General features: G+C 58.3%; 22 protein-coding genes. 8 read left to right on the top strand and 14 right to left on the bottom strand.

Translation table 11 applies throughout. The annotated features are described in order from the left end of the window. Nucleotides 1-220: 220 nt before the first annotated feature. The 4 genes from mog to EI185_RS15990 form a co-directional block, all read right to left on the bottom strand. Entirely contained in the window at nucleotides 221-763 is a 543-nt protein-coding gene (gene mog, locus EI185_RS15975; RefSeq protein WP_124706150.1) for a molybdopterin adenylyltransferase, read from the bottom strand. Nucleotides 764-770: 7 nt separating this feature from the next. Next, entirely contained in the window at nucleotides 771-2,147 is a 1,377-nt protein-coding gene (locus tag EI185_RS15980; protein ID WP_124706151.1) for a phosphomannomutase/phosphoglucomutase, read from the bottom strand. An 85-nt stretch (nucleotides 2,148-2,232) separates the two neighbouring features. After that, nucleotides 2,233-3,204 carry a hydrolase gene (locus EI185_RS15985; protein ID WP_124706152.1) on the bottom strand — a complete coding sequence of 324 codons (972 nt, stop codon included), beginning with the start codon at nucleotides 3,202-3,204 and terminating at the stop codon, nucleotides 2,233-2,235. 156 nt (nucleotides 3,205-3,360) lie between these two features. After that, nucleotides 3,361-3,771, bottom strand: coding sequence for a YybH family protein (locus EI185_RS15990; protein ID WP_124706153.1), 411 nt, complete (start codon nucleotides 3,769-3,771; stop codon nucleotides 3,361-3,363). 275 nt (nucleotides 3,772-4,046) lie between these two features. Here EI185_RS15990 and pcnB point away from each other — a divergent pair, with 275 nt between their 5' ends. The 7 genes from pcnB (at nucleotide 4,047) to EI185_RS16025 (ending at nucleotide 9,693) form a co-directional block, all read left to right on the top strand. After that, a complete protein-coding gene (gene pcnB / locus EI185_RS15995; RefSeq protein ID WP_124706154.1) occupies nucleotides 4,047-5,405 on the top strand; it encodes a polynucleotide adenylyltransferase PcnB in 1,359 nt (452 codons plus the stop codon). Next, nucleotides 5,402-5,950 carry a 2-amino-4-hydroxy-6-hydroxymethyldihydropteridine diphosphokinase gene (gene folK, locus EI185_RS16000; RefSeq protein ID WP_124706155.1) on the top strand — a complete coding sequence of 183 codons (549 nt, stop codon included), beginning with the start codon at nucleotides 5,402-5,404 and terminating at the stop codon, nucleotides 5,948-5,950. Before pcnB ends, folK begins: the two co-directional genes overlap by 4 nt. Nucleotides 5,951-5,953: 3 nt before the next feature. Further along, nucleotides 5,954-6,592 carry a deoxynucleoside kinase gene (locus EI185_RS16005; protein ID WP_124706156.1) on the top strand — a complete coding sequence of 213 codons (639 nt, stop codon included), beginning with the start codon at nucleotides 5,954-5,956 and terminating at the stop codon, nucleotides 6,590-6,592. Nucleotides 6,593-6,601: 9 nt separating this feature from the next. Next, nucleotides 6,602-7,393 (top strand): 3-methyl-2-oxobutanoate hydroxymethyltransferase, encoded by a 792-nt coding sequence (gene panB / locus EI185_RS16010; protein WP_124706157.1) that lies wholly within the window; start codon nucleotides 6,602-6,604, stop codon nucleotides 7,391-7,393. A 103-nt stretch (nucleotides 7,394-7,496) separates the two neighbouring features. Continuing rightward, entirely contained in the window at nucleotides 7,497-8,336 is an 840-nt protein-coding gene (gene panC / locus EI185_RS16015) for a pantoate--beta-alanine ligase (RefSeq protein ID WP_124706158.1), read from the top strand. A 46-nt stretch (nucleotides 8,337-8,382) separates the two neighbouring features. Further along, complete coding sequence (gene panD / locus EI185_RS16020) at nucleotides 8,383-8,769, top strand: aspartate 1-decarboxylase (protein WP_124706159.1); 387 nt, start codon at nucleotides 8,383-8,385, stop codon at nucleotides 8,767-8,769. A gap of 135 nt (nucleotides 8,770-8,904) precedes the next feature. Beyond that, complete coding sequence (locus EI185_RS16025; protein WP_124706160.1) at nucleotides 8,905-9,693, top strand: DUF4197 domain-containing protein; 789 nt, start codon at nucleotides 8,905-8,907, stop codon at nucleotides 9,691-9,693. 48 nt (nucleotides 9,694-9,741) lie between these two features. On the opposite strand, the gene EI185_RS16030 is transcribed toward EI185_RS16025, so the two are convergent. From EI185_RS16030 to EI185_RS16045, 4 genes are all read right to left on the bottom strand, one after another. Continuing rightward, entirely contained in the window at nucleotides 9,742-12,234 is a 2,493-nt protein-coding gene (locus tag EI185_RS16030) for an EAL domain-containing protein (protein WP_124706161.1), read from the bottom strand. 72 nt (nucleotides 12,235-12,306) lie between these two features. Then, nucleotides 12,307-13,614, bottom strand: a complete 1,308-nt coding sequence (locus EI185_RS16035; RefSeq protein ID WP_124706162.1) for a FecR family protein — start codon at nucleotides 13,612-13,614, stop codon at nucleotides 12,307-12,309. Between the two features lie 95 nt (nucleotides 13,615-13,709). Beyond that, entirely contained in the window at nucleotides 13,710-13,952 is a 243-nt protein-coding gene (locus tag EI185_RS16040) for a LysM peptidoglycan-binding domain-containing protein (protein ID WP_189836443.1), read from the bottom strand. 329 nt (nucleotides 13,953-14,281) lie between these two features. Further along, complete coding sequence (locus EI185_RS16045) at nucleotides 14,282-15,136, bottom strand: YihY/virulence factor BrkB family protein (RefSeq protein ID WP_124706164.1); 855 nt, start codon at nucleotides 15,134-15,136, stop codon at nucleotides 14,282-14,284. Nucleotides 15,137-16,144: 1,008 nt separating this feature from the next. Between EI185_RS16045 and EI185_RS16055 the strand changes: the two genes are divergently transcribed. Continuing rightward, nucleotides 16,145-16,843 carry a Crp/Fnr family transcriptional regulator gene (locus EI185_RS16055; RefSeq protein ID WP_124706166.1) on the top strand — a complete coding sequence of 233 codons (699 nt, stop codon included), beginning with the start codon at nucleotides 16,145-16,147 and terminating at the stop codon, nucleotides 16,841-16,843. A gap of 40 nt (nucleotides 16,844-16,883) precedes the next feature. Here EI185_RS16055 and EI185_RS16060 read toward each other — a convergent pair whose 3' ends face one another. From EI185_RS16060 to dnaX, 6 genes are all read right to left on the bottom strand, one after another. Continuing rightward, nucleotides 16,884-17,630, bottom strand: a complete 747-nt coding sequence (locus EI185_RS16060; RefSeq protein ID WP_124706167.1) for a GAF domain-containing protein — start codon at nucleotides 17,628-17,630, stop codon at nucleotides 16,884-16,886. Between the two features lie 20 nt (nucleotides 17,631-17,650). After that, entirely contained in the window at nucleotides 17,651-18,508 is an 858-nt protein-coding gene (locus tag EI185_RS16065) for a thioredoxin family protein (RefSeq protein ID WP_124706168.1), read from the bottom strand. A 56-nt stretch (nucleotides 18,509-18,564) separates the two neighbouring features. Next, nucleotides 18,565-19,941 (bottom strand): adenylosuccinate lyase, encoded by a 1,377-nt coding sequence (purB, locus tag EI185_RS16070; RefSeq protein WP_124706169.1) that lies wholly within the window; start codon nucleotides 19,939-19,941, stop codon nucleotides 18,565-18,567. 144 nt (nucleotides 19,942-20,085) lie between these two features. Then, complete coding sequence (gene recR, locus EI185_RS16075) at nucleotides 20,086-20,685, bottom strand: recombination mediator RecR (protein ID WP_124706170.1); 600 nt, start codon at nucleotides 20,683-20,685, stop codon at nucleotides 20,086-20,088. 161 nt (nucleotides 20,686-20,846) lie between these two features. Beyond that, nucleotides 20,847-21,173 (bottom strand): YbaB/EbfC family nucleoid-associated protein, encoded by a 327-nt coding sequence (locus EI185_RS16080; protein WP_124706171.1) that lies wholly within the window; start codon nucleotides 21,171-21,173, stop codon nucleotides 20,847-20,849. A 1-nt stretch (nucleotide 21,174) separates the two neighbouring features. Then, nucleotides 21,175-22,848 carry a DNA polymerase III subunit gamma/tau gene (gene dnaX, locus EI185_RS16085; protein ID WP_124706172.1) on the bottom strand — a complete coding sequence of 558 codons (1,674 nt, stop codon included), beginning with the start codon at nucleotides 22,846-22,848 and terminating at the stop codon, nucleotides 21,175-21,177.

Below are 22,848 nucleotides of genomic sequence, written 5' to 3' on the forward strand. Positions count from 1 at the left end.
TCTCGCGACTGCTTGCGGGCGTCTTCTTTTTCCATGCGCGCTGAGACACGTTACAAACCTTAAAGTTCACGGATAATTCGTGCCGAGTCTATAGCTGCCGCTTATATCGTCGTGTGCGTCTAGCGAGCGTAAATCGGGGACACCACAATTATTTTTCACTACCTGTTCCCGTCCCTTGCACTTAACTCGCCCTCGACAGGTGATCCATGCTATTCAACCGCTAAGGTTTTTGCGCACTCTTCGGTCGAAATGCCTTAATCACGTCTTCCCGGGTTTCCATATAAGGCCCGCCGATCAGGTCCACACAGTAGGGCACAGCCGCAAATACGCCATCCAGCGTTTCCTTGATCGCCTTGGGCTGGCCCGGCAAATTCAGGATCAGGCTGGTACCGCGCACTACGCCGACCTGGCGCGACAGGATGGCGGTGGGCACATATTTCAGGCTTACGGCGCGCATCGTCTCGCCAAACCCCGGCAATTCCTTGTGCGCTACAGCGCGCGTGGCTTCCGGCGTCACATCGCGCGGCGCAGGGCCGGTACCACCGGTGGTCAGGATCAGCGCGCAGGCGCATTGGTCGGCCAGTTCTTTCAGCGTGGCTTCGATCAGCGGCTGTTCATCCGGGATAAGCCGGGTGTCGAAGCTGCATGGGTTGTGCAATGCGGCTTCCAGCCATTCTTTCAGCGCGGGAATGCCCTTGTCCTCGTACACGCCGCTGGAGGCGCGATCGGAGATGGAAACCAGACCGATATGAATCGTATCCATGCCCGCCTCAGAACGGCAACGCCAGCGCCGGTGCGGCGTCGTGCAGCACACGCCGGAAATCGGCCTGGATGCGTTCGATGCCGGCCTGGGTATCCGCCTCGAAGCGCAACACGATCACCGGCGTGGTGTTGGAAGGCCGCGCCAGTCCGAAGCCGTCGGCGTATTCCACGCGCAGACCATCGAGAGTGATGATTTCACGCGCATCGGGGAAGGTGGCGCTCTTTTGCAGTTTGTCCATCAGCGTGTAGTGTTCGCCTTCGGCCATGGTGATGTTGAGTTCCGGGGTGTTCACGGTGTCCGGCAGGCCATGCAGGGTCGCGTTGATATCGGCCTGCTTGCTCAGGTATTCGAGCAGGCGCGCCCCGGCATACATGCCGTCGTCGAAGCCGTACCAGCGCTCCTTGAAAAAGATATGGCCGGACATCTCCCCGGCCAGCAGCGCGCCGGTTTCCTTCATTTTGGCCTTGATGAAACTGTGGCCGGTTTTCCACAGCAGCGGGCGTCCACCGCGGGCGCGTATCCAGTCGAACAGCTTGCGCGTGGATTTCACGTCGAAAATGATCTCGGCATCCGGGTTGCGGCTCAATACATCATCGGCGAACAGCATCAACTGGCGATCCGGGAAGATGATGCTGCCGTCCTTGGTGACCACACCCAGACGGTCGCCGTCGCCGTCGAAGGCGAGACCGATTTCCGCGTCGCTGGTTTTCAGCCGGGCAATCAGATCCACCAGGTTTTTCGGCTGCGACGGGTCGGGATGGTGATTGGGAAAGTTGCCGTCCACCTCGCAGAACATCTCCTCCACCGTGCAACCCAGGCGGCGATACAACTCCGGGCCGAATGCGCCGGGCACGCCATTGCCGGCGTCGACGATGATTTTCATCGGGCGTGCCAGCTTGATGTCGCCGGCGATGCGATCCAGATAGGCGGGTGCGATGTCGTGCTGGCTGTAACGGCCGCCACCTTGCGCGAGGTCGTTGTTCTCCAGCCGCAGTCGCAGCGCCTGGATGGTGTCGCCGGACAGGGTCTCACCGCCCAAAACCATCTTCAAACCGTTGTAGTCGGGCGGGTTGTGGCTGCCGGTCACCATCACGGCGGAATGCGTGCCGAGCTCGTAAGCCGCGAAATACGTCATCGGTGTGGCCACCATGCCCAGATCGATCACGTCGATGCCGGCCTTCTGAATGCCGCGCGCCAGCGCTGCGGCCAGTCCCGGGCCGGACAAACGCCCGTCGCGGCCGATGCAAATAGCGCTCTGGCGACGTGCAACCGCTTCCGAACCAATCGCGTGACCGATGGCCTCGACGATCTCCGGGGTGAGTGTTTTGCCGACGATGCCGCGAATATCGTAAGCCTTGAAAATTTCTTTTGGAAATGTAGTCATGGGAACTCCTGATAATAAAATTAAGAACGCACGCGGCTGAATTGTGTGGTGATGATCAGACTATTCTACCTGTGTGACGCTGTCGTCATTGGCCGGTCTCAAAAAAACCCAGCGCACGTTGCGGTAGCCAATTCACATTGCCGGGGAAAGGCCCTTGCAGAAATCCTACATGACCGCCTTGCGCCGGGAAATCCAGAGTAATCGCAGATGAAACTTCGCCAGCACCGGGCAGCGCTGTGCCTGGCATGAACGGGTCGTTGCGCGCGTTGATGAGCAAAGTGGGCGCGCGTACATGAATCAAGCCTGGTTTGCTGGACGCGCGCCGCCAGTAATCGTCCACGCCTTGGTAACCATGCAACGGCGCCGTCACCAGGTCATCGAAGGCATACAGGGAGGAGACGGCCTTGACCTGTTCGCGTGCATACAAGGCCGGATAGGCATTGAGTTTTTGCAGCGCCTTTTGCTTGAGCGTATATAAAAATTTTGCTGTGTAGGTATAGCGGTTAATGCCTTTGTCCAGGCTATGTCCGGCAACGGTAAGATCCAGCGGCGCGGAAATCGCTACCGCGCGGGTGATCAGCGCCATGGCATTTTCGCCCATTTCGCCCAACCATTTGAGCAGGGCATTTCCTCCAAGTGACACGCCGACCGCATACACTGCAGCATGACCGTTTTTCAGCTGCAGGCGCTTGAGAACGTAATCGATCTCGGCACTGTCGCCGGCAAAATAGGCGCGCGGGAGGCGATTGGGTTCGCCCGAACAGCCGCGAAAATTCACCACGACGCCGCGCCAGCCGCGCTGCTTGACTGCATGCATCAACGCCAGCGCATAAAACCCGCGCGAGTTGCCTTCCAGACCGTGAAACAACACCACCAGCGGCGCATCCGCAGCCGCGTCCATCCAGTCGAGGTCGAGAAAATCGCCATCCGGCAGTTCCCAGCGCTCGCGCCGGTAGTCTATTTGAGCAACCGGCGCAAAGAAATAGGGGTAGATGGTTTGTAAGTCGCCGCCCGGTAACCAGGCGGGTGCCTGATATTCAGTAACACGGTATGGCATGGCGTATATTCCGGCAGGTCGCGCATGAATCACTACCAGCCGGTTTCGCTGCAGAGGGATTTATTTCCGGATTCATTGTTGCCAGTATATCAAAACGGCCTGGGTTGAAACCTTGCACATGGCGCGACACTACGATCCAATGCCCCGGTTGCCCCTTCAATGCAGGGTCGGCGCCTTGCCGGTCGGCTGGGGATGCGGCGCGGGGGTGCCGTGATGCGCTACCAGACGCCAACCGTCACCCTCCAGTTGATACACGTTCGTGGCGAGCACATGCCCCTGTTGCGCCGTGTTTCCCGTCACGGTCAGCAGTTCCTCGACCAGATGCACCACCTGCGTCGCGCTGGCGTATTCACGCAGCACATTGACCTGCACCGTAACCCCGCTGCCCCCGGCAAAAATCTGTTGCCAGCTCTTGCGTATCGCATCGACGCCCACCAGCACCGGACCCGTCGGATGAATGCAACTGATCTCCGCCGTGCTTGACCAGACAGCCATCATGGCCTCGACCTTGGCATCCTCAAAAGCCTGATAAAAAGCAATTTCGGCGAGTTCTACAGTTGAGTACATGTTTTCCTGAACGTTAAAAAAAATGGTAATTGAATCATGCGTAGCCTGGACAAACGGCTTGCCTGTATTGATGTTAGCCGATTTGGCTATTGCATGCACCCGTCAGGGCGGTGCAGGCCATGCCCATGCGCGCCGCCGAACCAGGCAGAGCTCCGATCCGGCGCGGTCTCAGCCCATATGACTCAGTGTATAATCCGCAATTTGGATTGCCGCGCACTCCCACCTGACATGATTTTATATACCCTCCCACTTTTCGGCCTGTCCCCGGCGATTCGATGATCGCACGCTTGATACAGCGCGTATTTGGCAAAAAAACCGCTGCCGCCAAAAAATCCCGCCTGCAAAAAATCCCGCTCGAACAACACGGTCTGACTCGAGAGCGCATCCTGCCGTGCGCGCTGAAAGTCACCGATACCCTGCAACAGGGCGGCTTTGCGGCATTCATCGTCGGCGGCGCGGTGCGTGACCTGCTGCTCGGCAAGACCCCCAAGGATTTCGACGTCGCCACCAACGCCACTCCCGAACAGGTGCATGCGCTGTTCCGGCGCTCGCGCATTATCGGACGGCGTTTCCGGCTGGTGCATGTGATGTGCGGGGCGGATACCATCGAAGTCTCCACGTTTCGCTCCAACGGCCTGGTGACGGAAGACGATGATGACCGCGCCACCGATGCAACCGGCCGCATCGTGCGCGACAACGTGTTCGGCAATCAGGAGGACGACGCGGAACGCCGCGATTTCACTGTCAATGCCCTGTATTACGATCCCGCCAGCCAGGAAATCTGGGACTATCGCGGCGGCGTTGCGGACATCGAACGCAAGACCCTGCGCATGATCGGCGACCCCGCCACACGCTATCGGGAGGACCCGATACGCATGCTGCGTGCGGCTCGCTTCGCAGCCAAGCTGGATTTCAAGATTGACGAGGCCACGCGCGCGCCGGTGGCGGAACTGGCCGACCTGCTGGAAAATGTGCCGCCGTCGCGTCTGTTCGACGAAATGCTCAAGCTGCTGTTGTCCGGCCACGCCTTGCGCGGCGTACACCAGTTGCGTGCCGAGGGCCTGCACCACGGCATATTGCCATTGCTGGATACCATCCTGGCGCAACCTGAGGGCGAGCGCTTTATCACCGCTGCGCTGCACAATACCGACTTGCGCGTGCAGGCGGGCAAACCGGTGTCACCCGCGTTCCTGTTTGCCACCCTGCTTTGGCATGAACTGCAAAGCGACTACAAGGCACGTATTGCAGCGGGCACAAAACCTGCGCCTGCATTGTTCGAAGCTATGGATGCGGTACTCGACCGCCAGCGCGAACGTCTGGCCGTACCGCGCCGCCTGGATGGCACGATGAAAGAAATCTGGAGCATGCAAGCGCGCTTCGAACAGCGTTCGGGCAGCCGCCCCTACCGCCTGTTGCCGCACCCGCGCTTTCGCGCCGGTTATGATTTTTTACTGCTGCGTGCGCAGAGCGGCGAAGTGGCGCAGGAGCTGGGCGACTGGTGGACCACCTTCCAGGACGCCTCGGAAGAAACCCGCGCCGCCATGCTGCTGCCCGAAACCCAGGGTGCACCCAAACGCCGCCGCAAACGCGGCAAAAAACCGGCGGTCGCCAGTGAACAGGCTGGCGAAGCATGAACTCCTGCACGCCCGCCAGGCTGCCTGCGCACGCCTTTGTCGCACTCGGCAGCAATTTGTCCGACCCCGCCGGGCAGGTACTGGCGGCACTCGAAGCCATCGCCGCCCTGCCCGGCACCCGCTTGCTGGCGCGCTCCTCGTTATATCTGAATGCGGCGGTAGGCTATGCCGACCAGCCTGACTTCATCAACGCCGTGGCGCAGCTCGAAACCAGCCTCGCGCCGCACCAGTTGCTCGATGCCCTGCTCAACATCGAGCATGCATTCGGGCGTGAGCGTACCTTCCGCAATGCGCCGCGCGTGATCGATCTGGACGTATTGAGCTATGCTGCGCTGCAATGCCACGATGCCGGGCTGACGCTGCCGCATCCGCGCATGCACGAGCGCGCCTTCGTGCTGGTGCCGTTGCTGGAAATCGCGCCGGACATGGTGATCCCCGGCCTGCAGGCCGCCGCCCACTACCTGCCCGGCGTGAGCGGGCATGGCCTGACGCGGGTGGCCGACAACTGGATCAGTCAGAACAAGATCACAGAAAAAAGACCATGAAAAATGCTGGAAAAATATCGCTATATCGCTGTTGAAGGCCCGATAGGCGCTGGCAAAACCAGTCTGGCGCGGCGCATCGCAGACCATTTGCACGCGGACGTGCTGCTGGAAGGCGCAAGTGAAAACCCCTTCCTGCCGCGTTTTTATCAGGACCCGAAGCGCTACGCACTGGCCACTCAGCTGTTTTTCCTGTTCCAGCGCAGCGGCCAGGTGCAGGATCTGCAGCAGTCCGATCTGTTTCGCCACAATACCGTGGCGGATTTTTTACTGGACAAGGATTTGCTGTTCGCGCGTCTGAATCTGGATGACGACGAGTTTCGCCTGTACCAGAAAATCTACGATGAACTCCAGCCCAAGGCGCCGGTGCCCGACCTGGTGATCTACCTGCAGGCCAGGCCGGATGTTTTGCAGGCGCGCGTGCTCGGACGCGGCATTGACTACGAGCGCAATATCTCGACCGATTATCTGCGCCGCCTGACCGAGAGCTACACGCGCTATTTTTACAACTACACGGCTGCGCCGCTGTTCATCGTCAACTGCGAGCACCTCAATTTCGTGCAAAACGACGCGGACTTCGCGCTGCTCTTGCAGCAGATTCAGGCGATGCGCGGCAATCGCGAATTTTTTAACCGGGCGGTATAAAATCGCACCATGAAAATAACGCTGACCACTTTGCAGCAGCGCGCAGACCAGGGCGAAAAACTCGCCGTGCTGACCTGCTATGACGCCACCTTCGCTACCCTGCTGGAATCCGCCGGCGTGGATATGCTGCTGGTCGGCGATTCGCTGGGTATGGTGCTGCAAGGCCGGGGTTCCACTCTGCCGGTAAGCCTGCCGGACATGGCCTACCACACCGCTGCCGTGGCGCGCGGCGCGACGCATAGCTTCATCATCGCCGACCTGCCGTTCGGCAGCTATCAGGCCAGCCCGGCACAGGCGCTGCAATCGGCAGCAGCATTGATGGCGGCTGGCGCGCATTGCGTCAAACTCGAAGGCGGCGCAGTGATGGTCGAAACCATTGCATTCCTCAGCGCGCGCGGTATTCCGGTGTGCGCGCATATCGGCCTGCTGCCGCAATCGGTGAACGCGCTGGGCGGTTACAAAGTGCAGGGAAAAACAGACAGCGCCGCGCAACAGTTACGCGCCGATGCGCAGGCGCTCGAGCAGGCAGGCGCGTGCATGGTGCTGATGGAAGCGGTCCCGGCTGCGCTCGCCAAATCCATCACGGAGGCGCTGCATGTGCCCACCATCGGCATCGGCGCCGGCCCGGATTGCTCTGCCCAGGTGCTGGTTCTGCACGACATGCTCGGCATCACCCCCGGCAAGCCGGCGCGTTTTGTGAAAAATTTCATGGCGGGTGCGGACAGCATTCAGGCTGCGGTGAGCGCCTATGTGCAGGCGGTCAAAGGCGGGCAGTTCCCGGCGCCTGAACATTGTTTCTGACGGCCTGAAAACCGCCACAGAAGACGCAGAGGTCACGGCGCAAACCGGTTTCACTCGGTGCCCTCGGTGATCTCTGTGGCAACCGGATTTGGTTTTAAAACCCATGCAAATCATCTACACGATCGCCGAAATGCGCCGCTGGCGCGCCGAGCACAATGACCTGGCCCTGGTAGCCACCATGGGCAACCTGCATGCAGGCCATCTCGCGCTGGTACGCCTGGCGCGCCGGCATGCGGCCCGGGTGGCCGTCAGCATCTTCGTGAATCCGCTGCAATTCGGCGCGAATGAGGATTTTTCGCGTTATCCGCGCACGCTGACTCACGATTGCGAGCTATTACGCGAGGCCGGTGCCGACGTCGTTTTCGCACCCGATGCGCCAGAACTCTTCCCGCACCCGCAAAGCTACCACGTCAAACCACCCGCCCTGGCCGACGAGCTGTGCGGCGCATTCCGTCCCGGGCATTTCCGCGGCGTGGCGACCATCGTCATGAAGCTGTTCAACATTGTGCAGCCGCGTGTGGCGCTGTTCGGGCAAAAAGACTATCAGCAGCTGGCGATTATTCGCGGCATGGTCGCGGATTTGAATGTGCCGGTAGCGATTGTGGCCAGTGCGACCGTGCGCGCGGCCGATGGCCTGGCACTGTCGTCCCGCAACGGCTTCCTGAGCGAGCCGGAGCGCTCCGAGGCGCCGCGCCTGTACCAGACCTTGAGTTCAATTTGCGACCGGCTGGCGGCTGGAGAACGTGATTTTACAGCGCTGGAGCTGGCTGCCACCGCCACCCTCGCCGTACATGGCTGGCGCGTGGATTACATCGCCATTCGCAGCCCCGCACTCACCCTGCCCGAGCCCGGCGACACCCGCTTCGTCGTACTCGGTGCGGCGCACCTGGGCAGCACACGGCTGATCGACAATATCGAAGCCGGTGGCGCAGAAACTTTATAGTTTATAATGGCGGTCTAATATTCGTTCCCTGAGCGAGGGCGAGACCATGCAAAGAACCATGCTGAAATCCAAGTTGCACCGTGTGCGAGTCACCCAATCGGAACTGCACTATGAAGGCTCGTGCGCAATCGACGAAACCCTGCTGGAAGCCGCCGATATTCGCGAATACCAGCAGATCGACATCTACAACGTGACCAACGGCGAGCGCTTCACCACCTACGCCATTCGCGCCGAGCGCGATTCCGGCACCATTTCCGTCAATGGCGCCGCCGCGCACAAGGCCAACCCCGGCGATCTGCTGATTATCGCCACCTATGCCAGCTACAACGAAATCGAACTGCAAAAGTTCGCTCCGCAACTGGTGTATGTGGATGAACACAATCGCATCGTCGCCAGGCGCAATGAGATACCGGTGCAGGCTGCACAAGCCTGAAAAATGACGGTATCCATGAAAAGGCCAGCTCACAAGCTGGCCTTTTCATTTGGATGACCGGGCCAATACAGGCTTAGAATGATCTGGCATCGCCATACCGTGCAAAATGCCTGATACAAAAAAGAGGGGGACATCATGCTGAAAAATCACTTTATCAACAGTATATTTGCCGTATCCATTGTGCTCGGGACTGCTCCGGCCCACGCCTTTGATTTGGGCGGAATCATTAACAGCGACCAGCTCCAGAATCTCGGCAAATCCTTGCCACAGAACTCGGATAACTCGTCCGCATCGGCCGCTGGTTTGGCCGGCATCAGCAACAAGGATCAGGTCGGCAGCCTGAAACAGGCGCTCACGCAAGGTGCAGAAACGGCCGTGCGCGAACTGGCAAAACAAAACGGCTACCTTGGAAATGACAAGGTGCGCATCCCATTGCCGGGAAACCTGCAAAAAATAGCTAGTCTGATGCAGACAGTGGGAATGGGAAAATACGCCGACGACTTGATCACTTCGATGAATCGCGCCGCTGAAGCCGCCGTGCCTGAAGCGAAAACGCTGCTGGTCGGTGCGGTAAAAAGCATGAGCGTCAATGACGCCAGGGGCATCCTCACCGGCGGCAATGACGCCGCCACGCAATACTTCCGCATGAAAACAGAAACCGCGCTGGCCGGAAAATTCAAACCCATCGTAGAGAAATCAATGGAGAAAGTTCAGCTTGCCCGGAAGTACGATGAGTTCGCTGCAAAAGGCGCAGCGTTGGGCCTGGTGGATCAGCGCGACGCCAACATGGACGACTATGTCACCCGCAAGGCATTGGACGGTTTGTTCGTGATGATGGCGGAGCAGGAAAAAGCGATCCGCGCGAATCCGCTGGAGGCGACGGGAGCACTGGCGAAGAAGGTTTTTTCGGCCATCAAGAACTGAATTCCGGGCAGCAAATACGCAGGCGTCTTGACCTGCACAAAGCTCGGCTCAGTCCGGATTGGGCGGCGGCTGAAACTGCGCCAGCTCTGCAGCCGGCAGAGGGTGACTGATCAGGAATCCCTGGGCTTCGTGGCATTCGATATTGCGCAGGAAGCGAAATTGACCGGGTGTTTCCACGCCCTCCGCCACCACGTTCAAACCGAGCTTGCGGGCCAGGGAAATGGTCGCCGTACAGATTTCCGCGTCGTAACGGTCCGTCTCGATGTTGCGGACAAAGGATGCGTCGATTTTGAGGGTGGTGATGGGAAGCTGTTTAAGATAGGTCATGGAGGAGTAGCCGGTACCGAAATCGTCCAGCGCAAGCCTGATCCCCATATCAAGCAGCGTGTTGAGAATTTTGATAGTGCGTTCGGGTTTTTCCATGGCCACGGATTCGGTGATTTCCAGCTCCAGATGGCCTGCTTCGAGCTGCGTTTCCTTGAGTATGCTGGCGACAAACGCCGGCAGATCAGCTTGCTCAAACTGCCGGGCAGACAGATTGACCGCTACACGTTTGATGTGAGTCAATCCGGCCAGATGCCATGCTTGCATTTGCTGGCAGGCGGTACGCACCACCCATTCACCCAGGGGCAGTACCAGTTCGGATTTTTCCGCCAAAGGTATGAAATGGTCAGGGCCCAGCAAACCATGCACCGGATGATTCCAGCGCACCAAAGCTTCGACAGCGATCATGCGCCCCGATAGCATGTCGATTTGCGGCTGGTAGAACAACACCAATTCGTTGCCATCCAGCGCCTGATGCAACTGGTTCTCGAGCAAAAGTCGATCCACCGCCGCCCGGCCGATATCCGGAGTGAAGCTGTTGCGGGTGTTTCGGCCCTGCGCCCTGGCATTTCGCATGGCGCTATCAGCCTGCCTCACGAGAGTTGCAGCATCATTTCCATCGTCGGGATACAGGCTGATACCCACGTTGGCGCTGACGTGCAGTTCCTGCCTGGCCAGATGATAGGGTTTGGCGATAGCGGCCAGGATCGTATCCGCATCTTGCAGGGCGGAGGATGCGTCGGCGCTGCATAGGACAAACTCACCGCCCCCAAGACGCGCGAGGATATGGGTGGACGGCATGCTGGCGCGCAAGCGATCTGCCACTTCGATCAATAATTGATCGCCGGTTTCATGGCCAAGCGCGGTATTGATGGCATTTAATTCGTTTAATCCTATCAGCAGCACCGCCAGACTGCCATGGCGTATTCGGGCGTGCTCGATGGCATGAGCCAGCTGCATCTGCATGGAAAAACGGTTGGGCAAACGGGTCAGCGGATCATCATTCGCGAGCACATGAATTTCCGCTTTCTGTTCCTCGTTGCGAATATGTACTGCGCGCATCAACTCCAGCAAGTTCGCGATCAGGACGACCAGCAGCGGCAGCAACAGCGCGCTTTCCTGTTTAAACCAATACAGCAGTACGAGGTGGCCGCAATAGATTATGCCGGCGGCGGCAAGACTGTATTTTGTTCCCGCGCGAAACCGGCGGCGCGGTTGCCAAAACAACAGCAGCGAAGGAAGCAGCGCGATCAGCAACAGTATTCCCGTCCAGCGCCAGTCGCTCGGCGCCAGAATCAGATGCTGCCCCAGGGACTCATAGGCGATGGCCAGAATTTCGACACCGGACATATTACCCACCGGGGTGTGCACACTGTCGGAATAAAACGCCGTGCTGCCGACGAAAACAGTCTTGCCGTGAAACAGATTCGGATCCAGCGCCTGTCCTTGCATACCCAGCATGGCCTTGGCGGCGCGCGCGAAAGGGATAGTCAGCACTGAATTTTTATTGCGCGGGTAATACAGGCGAACAGCCCCCTCCCCGTCGGTCGGCCAGATGAATGTTCCGACCTGGGTCGTACCATCAGGATTGATTTGGACCCGCGGCCGCGGGTCGGCGCTGAAATAGGCCACGACTGGCAAGCTAGGCAAGTATTGTCCGTTGAACCGATAAAACAGCGGAAGACGGCGCAATATGCCATCACTATCAGCTATCGCGGAAACAACGCCTATATGGGCTGATTCTTTAGCCGGCCGGGTAAATTCCTGGAGTGGTAGTTGCACAACTGGCCATACTTGGGCGCGCAATCCCTCAGGAACCTTCCAGGCCAGTCCATCCAGGACAGCCGGCCGCTCGCCCTCTTCGACTGCGCTGCGCGCGGTGGCTGAGAGTACGACATTCCCCGCGCGGGAAATGGCATTACTCAACCGTTTGTCGCCTTCGCGCGGATCGGCGAAAACAATATCGAGGGCCACCGTGCGCGCACCCATCTCGTTCAAATAGTCGATGAGCATGGCGTAGATATCGCGCTTGTAGGGCCACCCTCCGAAATAAGCCTGCATCTCTTGCAAGGAATGGTCATCGATATCGATGACCAGCGCGTCCTTGAAATAATGATTTTGCGCCACCAGCCTTGTCTGTGCGTCCAGAGTCAACAAGTCCAGCCGTTGATACAAGGGAGTGAGGCTCAGTGCCCATGCCAAAGCCAGCGCACTCAAGGGCACCCACAAAAGCCGAGCGACGCGGAGAATTCTAGCTGGCACGGAAATCAACTGGATGCGGCCTCTGTCCTACAGTGCAAAAGGAACGAGCGGTACAAGCAATAAAAGCATCCACCACTTTGATCCTGGAACTTCAAGTATTTGAACGCTTCCGAAAGGGCCGGCAAAACCGTCCGCATCGATGGTCTTGATGCGCAAATAATAAGTGCCGGGTTTGGGACGATCAATCTGGATCTGATTAGTGGTTAACACCTTGTCAAAGATCGGCTGGGCGAATTCGGGGTCACGCGCAAGTTGCAACTGATACTGGCTGCCCTGGTCGCCGGCGGACCAGCGAAACGTCAAACTCTTGTCGCTCATTTGCGGTGCGTCCATTTTGGGACTCTCGGGTATTTTGCGCTGGGTGAATCCCTGCACGTCGCTATATGGGCCTTGATCCTGCCCGGCGGTAATGGAGGCGATGCGCCAATAGTATTGGCCAGGTGCAAGTGTCACGGCATATTCCGTTTTCGGCAGATCGGGCACGTCCGCCAGCAACGCAGAAAAATCGGGATTCGCCGACACTTGCACATGATAGCTCTGCGCGGACATCGAAGTACTCCAGCGCAGTTTGGCTTCGGGACCATAAGACTTTTGCCCGTCTAACGGCGCACTGACGAAAGGAGGCTCGGGGCGCGCCTTGAGCACGAATTCGCGATCCGCATTCAGGCCTTCCAGACCATTTTGATCGATCCCGCGCACACGCAACATATAATGTCCGTCAGGCAAATCAGTCCATTTAGCGGCTTTACCTTTGAATATGCCATCCAGAAGCAGGTTGCTGAAAGAGCGATCCGAAAACACCTGGGCATGATAGCTTTCGACACCGGCTGTGGCGGGCAAATCGATACGCAGTGGCGGTCGTTCAATCAAAGCCGGTACGCGACTCAAGTCGGGTGCCGGCAGCAGTGTTATTGGTGCGCGCGGCGGTTCACCCGCTGCGGCCAGCGTACCAAACCCGGCTTTCACCGCAACCGTCTTGTTGCCTGCACCGCTGGCTTGCACGGCTCCCTCCAGCACCTCGCTGCGGGAGACCTGGTCTGTGTCGTCCACGTGGGCACGAAAATCGGTACCGCGCACGGACAGATTGAGCGGTCGCGATTTGATCTCGTAACGCGCAGCAGGTTTTTCCTGCTTTGCCACACGGGTATCGATGCTGCCCCGGTGCAGATCAAGGATTGTTTGGGCCATTCCCGTTTTGCCGAAGAGCACCATCCCGGTCAAGGTAATTCGAGTATTCGGGGTGAGTAGCAGACGCGAGCCGTCCACGAAACGCAGCGACACGCTGGCATCGGCGCCAGTTTCAATGGTATCGCCCATCTGTGGATGCATGTCCATGGATAAGGGCTGCGGAACACCATTTTGCGGTGTACGGGTCACGCTACCCTGTATATAGATGGGTTCCGCGACTGCTGCTTCACGTTTCAACCAGGCTAGAGGCAGGCGCAATTGCTACCCGGCACGAGTCGTTTCGGGTTGGATATTTTGTTGAGAATTTGTAACTTTGGCCAGTCATTGGGGTGGGTCAGATAAGCCGTCGCAACGCCAATCAGGGTGTCGCCAGGCTTCACACCATAAACCCAGACCTCCCCTGCTGCCAGGGCGGGCATGCCCAGCTGCGCCAATATAAACCCAATGAGTAGGCACAGCCTGGACAGCGAAAGGCGTAAAGTCATGCTATCTCCCCTTGGATCCGCAGGAAAACCGATTCCGGCAGAATAATCCATACCTTGAGTGCCGAAAAGACAGTCTCAAAAAACATCGAAGCCCGGTGTTTCCCTTTGAAATAAAATAACCAGGGTGCGCAATGGTTATTTTGCCAAACCATATTTCCGGGAGCGTCTTCCGAAGGTTCTCGTTTTAATTATTATGATTGAGCCCTTCTGTCATGATCAGGCGCTGTGGTATGTCAGTGTAGCAAACCATAGTGGCGCAGGATCGCTTTTCAATATTGATGGCAGACGCGTCTTTTTCTATGGAGGGCGTTGCCTGGAATTTATTTCGCCTATGCCAACAGGTGCTCCCTGCGCTCCTGCAGGCTGCCATACCTCAGTGCGTACTGGCGCGTAAACTCGGCGCCGAAGAAAAAAATTTGCGCTGAGTAATAAACCCACAACAACAGGGCAATCATCGCGCCAGCGGCGCCGAAGCTTGACGCCACCCCGCTATTACCCAGATAGAGACCGATCACGTATTTTCCCAGGCTGAATAACAATGCGGTGAAAGCAGCCCCGATCCATACGTCCCGCCATGACAGGGGTGCATCCGGGAGCATCTTGTAAATGACCGCGAACAGAATGGCAATAATGCCAAACGAAACGATGGAGGAAACAATCGAGAGAATGGCCAGAGAACCACTCCACATCGTTCCTACATAACGCTCCAGCATGGCAATCGCCGCACTGAACACCAGGGAAATGAGCAACAGGAATGCAAGCACCAGCACCAGGCTGAAAGATAGGACACGGGTTCTAAGCAGGGTAAGAAAAGCTGAATGGCCGGGCCGCACTATCCCCCATATTTCATCCAGACTGCCTTTTAATTCGGCAAATACGCTGCTCGCGCCAATCGCCAGCAGGACAACGGCGCCGATCGTTGCCATCAATCCCGATACGGGGTCGCGCGCTGCGGCCAGCAATGCCTGGATCGCCTGTGCGCCATTCGGCCCAACCAGACCTTGTATCTGGCCTATGATCTCTCCCTGTGCCGCTTGCATACCAAAAAAAAATCCGGCGACGGCGATCGCCAGCATCAGGATGGGCGTCATGGAAAACAGGGTGTAAAAGGCCAGCGCGGCGCCTTTGCTGGCGGCACGATGGTCTATCCAGGCTTTTAACGACTCCAGTATTATTCTCTTCATCTGAGTTTAACCTCAATTGAAAAAACACCTCCAATCATATCTAGGGTGGCGCAGGGAAAGTTTCTGTTGTTCGCTTCCCCAATACTTATGGACTGTTTTCAGCTTATATCAATTTGGCTAACGGGTCCGTGCGAAATCGTACACAGTTTTCCAGGGACTGGGGTCAATTGCGTTTTCAAAAATTGTACACAATTCGGCGCTACGTTCGCTAACGCACAGAAGCAATCTGCGCGTTAGCCTATTCTGCGATCAGGCAGGGCAATTCAGGCGCATCGATTTCAGGGAATTGTGTCGCTGTAGCGGTTATTTATCCCGTTACGGGTTACGCAGTTCGGCCCAGGAAGGCGAGTGCTGATTGGCTTACCGCAATTGTCATCAGAACTGATTTCAATTTTTATGCATACAGGAAACATCAGGTTTTTCTACACTCGGAGGTAATAAGATCATGAAATATTCATTGCTAGCCACCGCACTTGTTGCAGCCTTTGCACTGAGCGCTTGCGAAAAACAACCCGTAGTCGTCAATACCCCCCCCGCAGAAACCCCGGGACCAACCGTTGTTGTACCTGGTCCTGCCGGTCCTCAGGGAGCTACTGGCGGTACGGGGGCCACAGGTGACTCAGGTGCAACCGGTGACTCGGGTGCAACCGGCTCACAGGGCGCTCCTGGCTATGATGGTGCCAAGGGTTCGACTGGAGCAACGGGTGCCACGGGAGATACCGGAGCAACTGGCGGCGGCACCACGGTGATTGTTCCACCCCCGGCTCCAGCCAACAATTAATCCGCAAGAAATGAAGCATGGCCTCCCTGAACAGGCCATGCTGTTTGACATGCGCCCATGCAGGTGGATTCGGCATTGATCTCGATGCCGGAAATCGCCTGCACGGGGGCACATCACGATTAATACAAGCACGCTGATTTGCGCATGCCTCTATCCGATATCATGATTGTGCGTTCAACGCGCCTTGTGCTTTGGGTCTGATCTCCCGCCGTCACCGGAGCGTTTGCATGTCACCTGTCACATCAGAAAACCTCCTGCTCGCCAAGCTGCCACGCAAGGATCACGAACATTTTCTGGCACGCTGCGAATCCGTGCATCTGGACTTTGGAGATGAACTTGGTGTGCCTGGAGCGCCCATCGAGCATGTTTATTTCCCTATCGACAGTTACATTTCGCTGGTAATGGTCATTGACGACCATTCGTACCTGGAGATCGGATTAATCGGTTGCGAAGGCATGCTGGGCACTCCCCTCATATTTGGCATTGATGTAGCATCGTTTTATGCGGTCGCACAAGGCGCGGGTTCTGCACTTCGCATGACTACGGCGGCCTTCGCCCGCGAACTCGAACATAGCGCAGCCTTGCATCGACGACTGCAATGCTATGCCTACGTATTGAAGAACCAGTTCGCGCGCATGGCCGCCTGTACTCGTTTCCATGTGGTTGAGCAGCGGCTTGCCCGTTTGTTGCTGATGACCCGGGACCGTGCTCGCGCCGATCATTTCCATTTAACCCATGAAAACATGGCCAATATGCTGGGCGTACGCCGTGTAGGCATTACCAAGGCGGCTTCTGAACTGCATCGGCAAAATCTGATCAGCTATCGCAGGGGAGATATTACGATTCTCGACCATCACGGTCTGGAAGCGGTTGCATGCGAATGTTACGGTGCAGAAAGAAGCATGTATCAAAGCGTGCTGGGCTAGTGTTTCAATTGATACGCCACGGATAATGCGGTTTCTGGAATCAGGATTTATCCAGACGTTTGCTGTGTTTATGCAGGCTGCTGGATAGCTGCGAGATAATCTCCGAAGCGGCCTGAATAATCTGGCTGGATCCAAAGCCTGCCTGGGTCATCTCGCGGAAAAACGATTTCGCCACAATTTTTGCCATTTTGTCGGTATCGTAAGCAGTGGACAGCATCACTCCACCAATGGCTTTTTCCGCCTCTTGAGCCATTGCGATCTGGGCAAAGCGCGAATTGAGCAGGTTCTGCAATTGCACTACCTGGATGGACTTGCCAACAAAAAATGCCACAATCTCCAGCAACGCCAGATCGTCCTGGGTAAATGGCTTGCCGCTGTTCGGCTCGGACAGGTTGATGACCCCGATAAGCTTGCCATTGACGCTGAGCGGTGCGGACATCAGGCTGCGTGCACCCGTTCCCGGACGACGTGCGCACCTGGCAAAAATCGACTGCTCGATGTCTTCCACCAGTAGCGACTTGCCACTTGCAGCCACTTGTCCGGCAATGCCTTCCCCGCGCCCGACAGTCTGGTTAAAAGCCTCCTCCGGCAACGCGCCCTGCGTGGCGCATACCCGCAGTCGCAAAGCTTCGCCCTCGCCTTCGATTAACAGCATGATGGAACAATGTGCCGCATCCAGCGTGTCGGCAGCAAGCTTGACCAGTTGCCCGAGATTGTGTTCCAGGCTGGTCGGCGATTCCAGAAATCCAGCCAGATCATGCAACTTGTCGAGCAGGTTACCGGTCATCCTGGACCCCCTGAAAAACGCTAATTGAGTGCCGCCGCCATTTTACGCCGGTAGGCAGCGACCAGATCACCGCTGCCTCCAAGCAAACTGAAGATATTCAGCATGGTTTTGCGGGCGATGCCATCCTGCCAGGTTTTGTCGCGTTGCATCATTTCCAGCAACTCATCCATCGCCTCCTGATAGCGCTGCTGCGCAACCAGCCAGTTAGCCAGTTTGAGACGCGCTGACTGGTCTTTTGGGCTGGCGGTAATCGCAGCAACCAGGCTGGTCTCATCATCACCCTGATCCGCCTGACGTGCAAACTGGAGACGCGCCATCAACTGCATGGCACGCGCCTCGCCTGCGGTTTGCGCAGACAGCGATTCGAGCAGTCGTCCCACCTCGTCCAGTTCCTTCAGCGCAAGCATGACCTCGGCCGCATCCAGTCGCACACGCTCGTTTTGCGCATCGAGTTTGCTCGCCTCAGCGAGCATTTGCAGCGCACGCGCGGCATCGCCATCGGCGAATACCTGCATCGCCTCCAGTCGCACATCATCGGCCGGTGAAGGCAGCAGACGCTCGATGAATTCGCGCACGGCCGGCTCGGGAATGGCGCCGGAGAACTCATCCACCATTTCCCCGCCGACAAAGGCCTTGACGTTGGGAATGCCGCGCACGCCGTACTTGCCGGCGAGTCTCTGGTTTTCATCGGAATCGACCTTGGCCAGGATGAACCTGCCCTGATAAGCCGCAGCGAGCTTTTCCAGCACCGGCTTGAGCGCACGGCAAGGGCCGCACCACTCCGCCCAGAAGTCGACGATCACCGGGACTTTCTTCGAACCTTCGATGACGACTTGCTGGAAATTATGCTCGTCCACGTCGAGAGAATATTCAGTCATGTCCGTGATTCCTGGTCACTATTTACATTATTAAAATCGTGGCGATGAAATAATTTTCAAGCACCGCTACGGCGCGCCAGCTCCACTGCCTTGCCGATGTATGTGCCCGGCGTCAGCGCCAGCAGGCGCGCCTTGTCGGCATCGGGGATCGGCAGCGCTTTGATGAACACATGCAGGCTGTCGCGGTTGATGCCGGACTTGCCGCGTGTCAGTTCCTTCAGCTGTTCATAGGCATTGGGCACGTTGTATCGACGCATCACGGTCTGGATCGGCTCGGCCAGCACTTCCCAATTGTGATCCAGGTCTTCGGCCAGACGCTGCGGATTGGCTTCCAGCTTGTTCAAACCGCGCAGACAAGAGTCGTAACCGAGCAGCGCGTAGCCCAGCGCCACGCCCATGTTGCGCAGTACAGTGGAGTCGGTGAGGTCGCGCTGCCAGCGCGACACCGGCAGCTTTTCCGCCAGATGGCGCAGCAGCGCATTGGCCAGCCCAAGGTTGCCCTCGGCATTTTCGAAGTCGATCGGGTTGACCTTGTGCGGCATGGTGGAGGAACCGATCTCGCCAGCCTTCACCTTCTGCTTGAAATAGCCCACCGAAATATAGCCCCATACATCGCGGTTGAGATCGATCAACACGGTATTGGCGCGGCTCACCGCGTCGAACAGCTCGGCCATGTAGTCGTGCGGCTCGATCTGGATGGTGTAGGGGTTGAAGCTCAAACCCAGCTCTTGCACGAAGCGCTGTGCGAAACCTTCCCAGTCGAAGTCGGGATAGGCGGACAGATGCGCGTTGTAATTGCCCACCGCGCCGTTGATCTTGCCCAGCATCGGCACACTGTAAATCTGCTCAACCTGACGCTGCAGACGATAGGCGACGTTGGCAATTTCCTTGCCCAGGGTGGTGGGCGATGCTGGCTGGCCGTGAGTTCGTGACAGCATCGGCAGTTCGGCGTGTTCGTGCGCCAGCGCGGTGAGCCGGGCAGTGACGTTATTCAGTGCAGGCAACAGCACCGTCTCGCGCGCCGCCTTGAGCATCAGCGCGTGCGACAGGTTATTGATGTCCTCGGAGGTGCAGGCAAAGTGGATGAACTCGCCCACCTTCGCCACTTCTGGATTGCTGGCGAAACGCTCGCGCAGGAAATATTCCACTGCCTTGACATCGTGGTTGGTGGTGCGCTCGATCTCCTTGACGCGCTCGGCATCCGCCTCGGAAAAGCCTGCGGCGACAGCACCCAGCGCTGCGATCGTCGCGGACGAAAACACTGGCACCTCGCTCAGCGCAGATTCGGCGGCCAGCGCCTTGAGCCATTCGATCTCGACCTTGACGCGATTGCGGATCAGGCCGAACTCGCTGAAATGCGCGCGCAGCGCTTCGACTTTGGCAGCATAGCGGCCATCCAGGGGAGACAGGGCGGTAAGGGTAGAGAAGCTCATGACAATTTCCGGTAAGGCAAAAGCCTGATTTTACCCGCAAACGCAGGATACGACTGTTACGTTATCGCGTGGCATCGGCACGCGGAAGCCAATCCGAGGCAGGTCGTAATGCAGAGCGGGGTGCTGCGTCACCGCAGCCCGATCTTAAGTCCAGTCGCGCCGGTCCAGCACCGCCTGCGCCAGCGTGCCGGAATCCACATGCTCCAGCTCACCCCCCACCGGCACGCCGCGTGCAATGCGCGTCACCTTGAGGCCGCGTGCATGCAGCAACTCGGCGATGGCGTGCGCCGTGGCTTCGCCTTCAGTGGTGAAATTGGTGGCGAGGACGATTTCCGTCACCACGCCATCGGTCGCGCGCCGGATCAATCGGTCGAGATGGATTTCGCGCGGCCCCACGCCATCCAGCGGCGACAGCCGACCCATCAGCACAAAATACAGTCCGCTGTAGCTCTGCGTCTGCTCCATCATCAACAGGTCGGTGGGCATTTCCACAACGGCCAGTTGGGCGGGATTGCGATTGGGTGCGGCGCAGATGGCGCACAGGCTGCCTTCAGTCAGGTCATTGCATTTCTCGCAATGCTGCAACTTGACCAGCGCCTGATCGATTGCCTGCCCCAGCCGCTGCGCACCATTGCGGTCGCGCTGCAGCAAGTGATAGGCCATGCGCTGGGCGGACTTGGGCCCAACGCCGGGCAATATACGCAATGCTTCGATCAGGCGCTCTAGACTGGTGGGGGATTTCATAGACACTTGCTGGAAGTTGGGTAACTCTTTTGCCACAGAGAGCACAGAGGTCTCAGAGTCACTATCTTGAACTCACAACCATTCATCCCGTTACTCGTTAAAGATAGCTTTCCCTGCGCTCTCGGTGCTCTCTGTGGCAGATTTGAATTGGGTTCACAGCATCAGAACGGCAGCTTGAAGCCGGGAGGCAGGTTGAGTCCGGAGGTAAACCCCGCCATTTTTTCCTGGGTCGTCGCTTCCGCCTTGCGCACCGCATCATTCATCGCAGCAGCGATAAGGTCTTCGAGCATGTCCTTGTCGTCGCTCATCAGGCTGGGGTCGATGGTCACCCGGCGCACGTCGTTGCGACAGGTCATCAGCACCTTGACCATGCCCGCACCGGCCACGCCTTCGACTTCAACGTCGGCCAGCTGATCCTGCATTTTTTTCATGTTTTCCTGCATTTGCTGGGCCTGCTTCATCATGTTGCCCAAACCACCTTTCATCATTTCACTGCTCCTTTGCGATAGATTTAATTTCGACAACGCGGGCATCGAATTGCTGCATTACGTCTTGTACAAATGGGTCCGATGCAATGACAGCCTCAGCCTCGCTCTGACGTGCCGCGCGCGCCTCGTTTTGCTGGCGCACCGGAGTGTTGGCTTCACCCTCGGCGAGGCTGACCTGGAGGCGCATGGGGCGGCCAAAATGCGCGCTGATCGCCTCGCGCAACTTGTCCTGATAGGACTTTTCGGCGAGATGCTTGTGGGCAATCGGCACCCGCAACTGCAGGCAATCGCCAGCACAGGATTCGAGTTCGCTGTGCACTGCCAGCATGCGCGCCTGACCGCCCAATTTGAGGCTGGTCACCAACGCCGCCCAATCACCGTCAAACGCGATGGAGACGACGGGTGCCATCGGCACAGGTTCGGGAGAAGGTGCAGGTGCAGGCTCGGAAACATTCATTTCAGCGCTCGCTACAACCGGCGGCACGGCGGCCAGCTTTGGCGCGGCGGGTTCGCGTGCAACCAGCGCTGCAGCGGGGGGCGCAGCGCGGCTTGCGGCGGGCACGACGGAAGGCGTGGCAATGCGGGCTGGTTCCGTGGCGGGCATAAACGCCAGCATGCGCAGCAACGTCATGGTAAAGCCGGCAAATTCATCCGGCGCCAGCGCCAGGTCGCGCCGCCCGAGTATTGTGATCTGGTAGTAAAGCTGGATGGTTTCGGCATCGAGGCGTTGCGCCAGATCGAGAATGGCGTCGCGCTCGGGCAAGTCATCCGGCAGCGCAGCGGGCACGGTCTGCGCCAGTGCGATTTTATGCAATAGCGCACCCAATTCCTGCAGGGCCGGGTCGAAGGCGATGCTGCGCGCCGCCATTTGATCGGCCTCGTCCAGCAGCGCCGCGCCATCGCCCGCGGCCAGCGCATTCAGCAGGCCGAACAGGTAGCGCTGGTCGATCGCACCCAGCATGCTGCGCACCGTATCTTCGTGCACCTTGCCGCTGCCATAGGCGATGGCCTGATCGAGCAGCGACAGCGCATCGCGCATGCTGCCACCGGCGGCGCGCGCAATCAGGCGCAACGCGGCGGGCTCGGACGGGATGCCTTCCAGCCCGAGCACCTTGTCCAGATGTTCGCGCACCATTTCCGGCGCCATTTGCTTGAGGTTGAACTGCAGGCAGCGCGACAGCACGGTGACCGGAATCTTCTGCGGATCGGTGGTGGCGAGGATGAATTTGACGTGCTCGGGCGGCTCCTCCAGCGTTTTCAGCATGGAGTTGAACGCCGCCTTGGACAGCATGTGCACTTCGTCGATGATGTAAACCTTGAAGCGGCCTACCGTGGGGGCGTATTGCGCGTTGTCCAGTACTTCGCGCATGTTGTCGATGCCGGTATTGGAAGCGGCGTCCAGCTCCAGCAAATCGACGAAGCGCCCGCTATCGATCTGCGTGCACGCGGAGCACTGGCCGCATGGGGTAGCGGTAATGCCGGTTTCGCAATTGAGGCATTTGGCAAGAATGCGCGCCACCGTGGTCTTGCCGACGCCGCGCGTGCCGGTGAACAGGTAAGCGTGATGCAGCCGGTTCTGGGTCAGTGCGTTGCTCAGCGCCCGCACCACGTGTTCCTGACCCTTGAGGTCGGCGAATACGCGGGGGCGCCACTTGCGTGCGAGAACTTGGGTCAC

Source organism: Sulfuriferula multivorans (genome assembly GCF_003851125.1).
GTDB lineage: Bacteria > Pseudomonadota > Gammaproteobacteria > Burkholderiales > Sulfuriferulaceae > Sulfuriferula > Sulfuriferula multivorans.

Coding starts and splice junctions, on each gene's coding strand:
- EI185_RS16065 (WP_124706168.1), bottom strand. CDS start 18,508: ATGACTGAATATTCTCTCGACGTGGACGAGCATAATTTCCAGCAAGTC.
- mog (WP_124706150.1), bottom strand. CDS start 763: ATGGATACGATTCATATCGGTCTGGTTTCCATCTCCGATCGCGCCTCC.
- EI185_RS15980 (WP_124706151.1), bottom strand. CDS start 2,147: ATGACTACATTTCCAAAAGAAATTTTCAAGGCTTACGATATTCGCGGC.
- EI185_RS16035 (WP_124706162.1), bottom strand. CDS start 13,614: ATGGACATGCATCCACAGATGGGCGATACCATTGAAACTGGCGCCGAT.
- EI185_RS16060 (WP_124706167.1), bottom strand. CDS start 17,630: ATGACCGGTAACCTGCTCGACAAGTTGCATGATCTGGCTGGATTTCTG.
- EI185_RS15990 (WP_124706153.1), bottom strand. CDS start 3,771: ATGTACTCAACTGTAGAACTCGCCGAAATTGCTTTTTATCAGGCTTTT.
- EI185_RS16055 (WP_124706166.1), top strand. CDS start 16,145: ATGTCACCTGTCACATCAGAAAACCTCCTGCTCGCCAAGCTGCCACGC.
- EI185_RS15985 (WP_124706152.1), bottom strand. CDS start 3,204: ATGCCATACCGTGTTACTGAATATCAGGCACCCGCCTGGTTACCGGGC.
- EI185_RS16045 (WP_124706164.1), bottom strand. CDS start 15,136: ATGAAGAGAATAATACTGGAGTCGTTAAAAGCCTGGATAGACCATCGT.
- EI185_RS16080 (WP_124706171.1), bottom strand. CDS start 21,173: ATGATGAAAGGTGGTTTGGGCAACATGATGAAGCAGGCCCAGCAAATG.
- purB (WP_124706169.1), bottom strand. CDS start 19,941: ATGAGCTTCTCTACCCTTACCGCCCTGTCTCCCCTGGATGGCCGCTAT.
- recR (WP_124706170.1), bottom strand. CDS start 20,685: ATGAAATCCCCCACCAGTCTAGAGCGCCTGATCGAAGCATTGCGTATA.
- EI185_RS16025 (WP_124706160.1), top strand. CDS start 8,905: ATGCTGAAAAATCACTTTATCAACAGTATATTTGCCGTATCCATTGTG.
- panC (WP_124706158.1), top strand. CDS start 7,497: ATGCAAATCATCTACACGATCGCCGAAATGCGCCGCTGGCGCGCCGAG.
- folK (WP_124706155.1), top strand. CDS start 5,402: ATGAACTCCTGCACGCCCGCCAGGCTGCCTGCGCACGCCTTTGTCGCA.
- EI185_RS16040 (WP_189836443.1), bottom strand. CDS start 13,952: ATGACTTTACGCCTTTCGCTGTCCAGGCTGTGCCTACTCATTGGGTTT.
- panD (WP_124706159.1), top strand. CDS start 8,383: ATGCAAAGAACCATGCTGAAATCCAAGTTGCACCGTGTGCGAGTCACC.
- panB (WP_124706157.1), top strand. CDS start 6,602: ATGAAAATAACGCTGACCACTTTGCAGCAGCGCGCAGACCAGGGCGAA.
- EI185_RS16005 (WP_124706156.1), top strand. CDS start 5,954: ATGCTGGAAAAATATCGCTATATCGCTGTTGAAGGCCCGATAGGCGCT.
- pcnB (WP_124706154.1), top strand. CDS start 4,047: ATGATCGCACGCTTGATACAGCGCGTATTTGGCAAAAAAACCGCTGCC.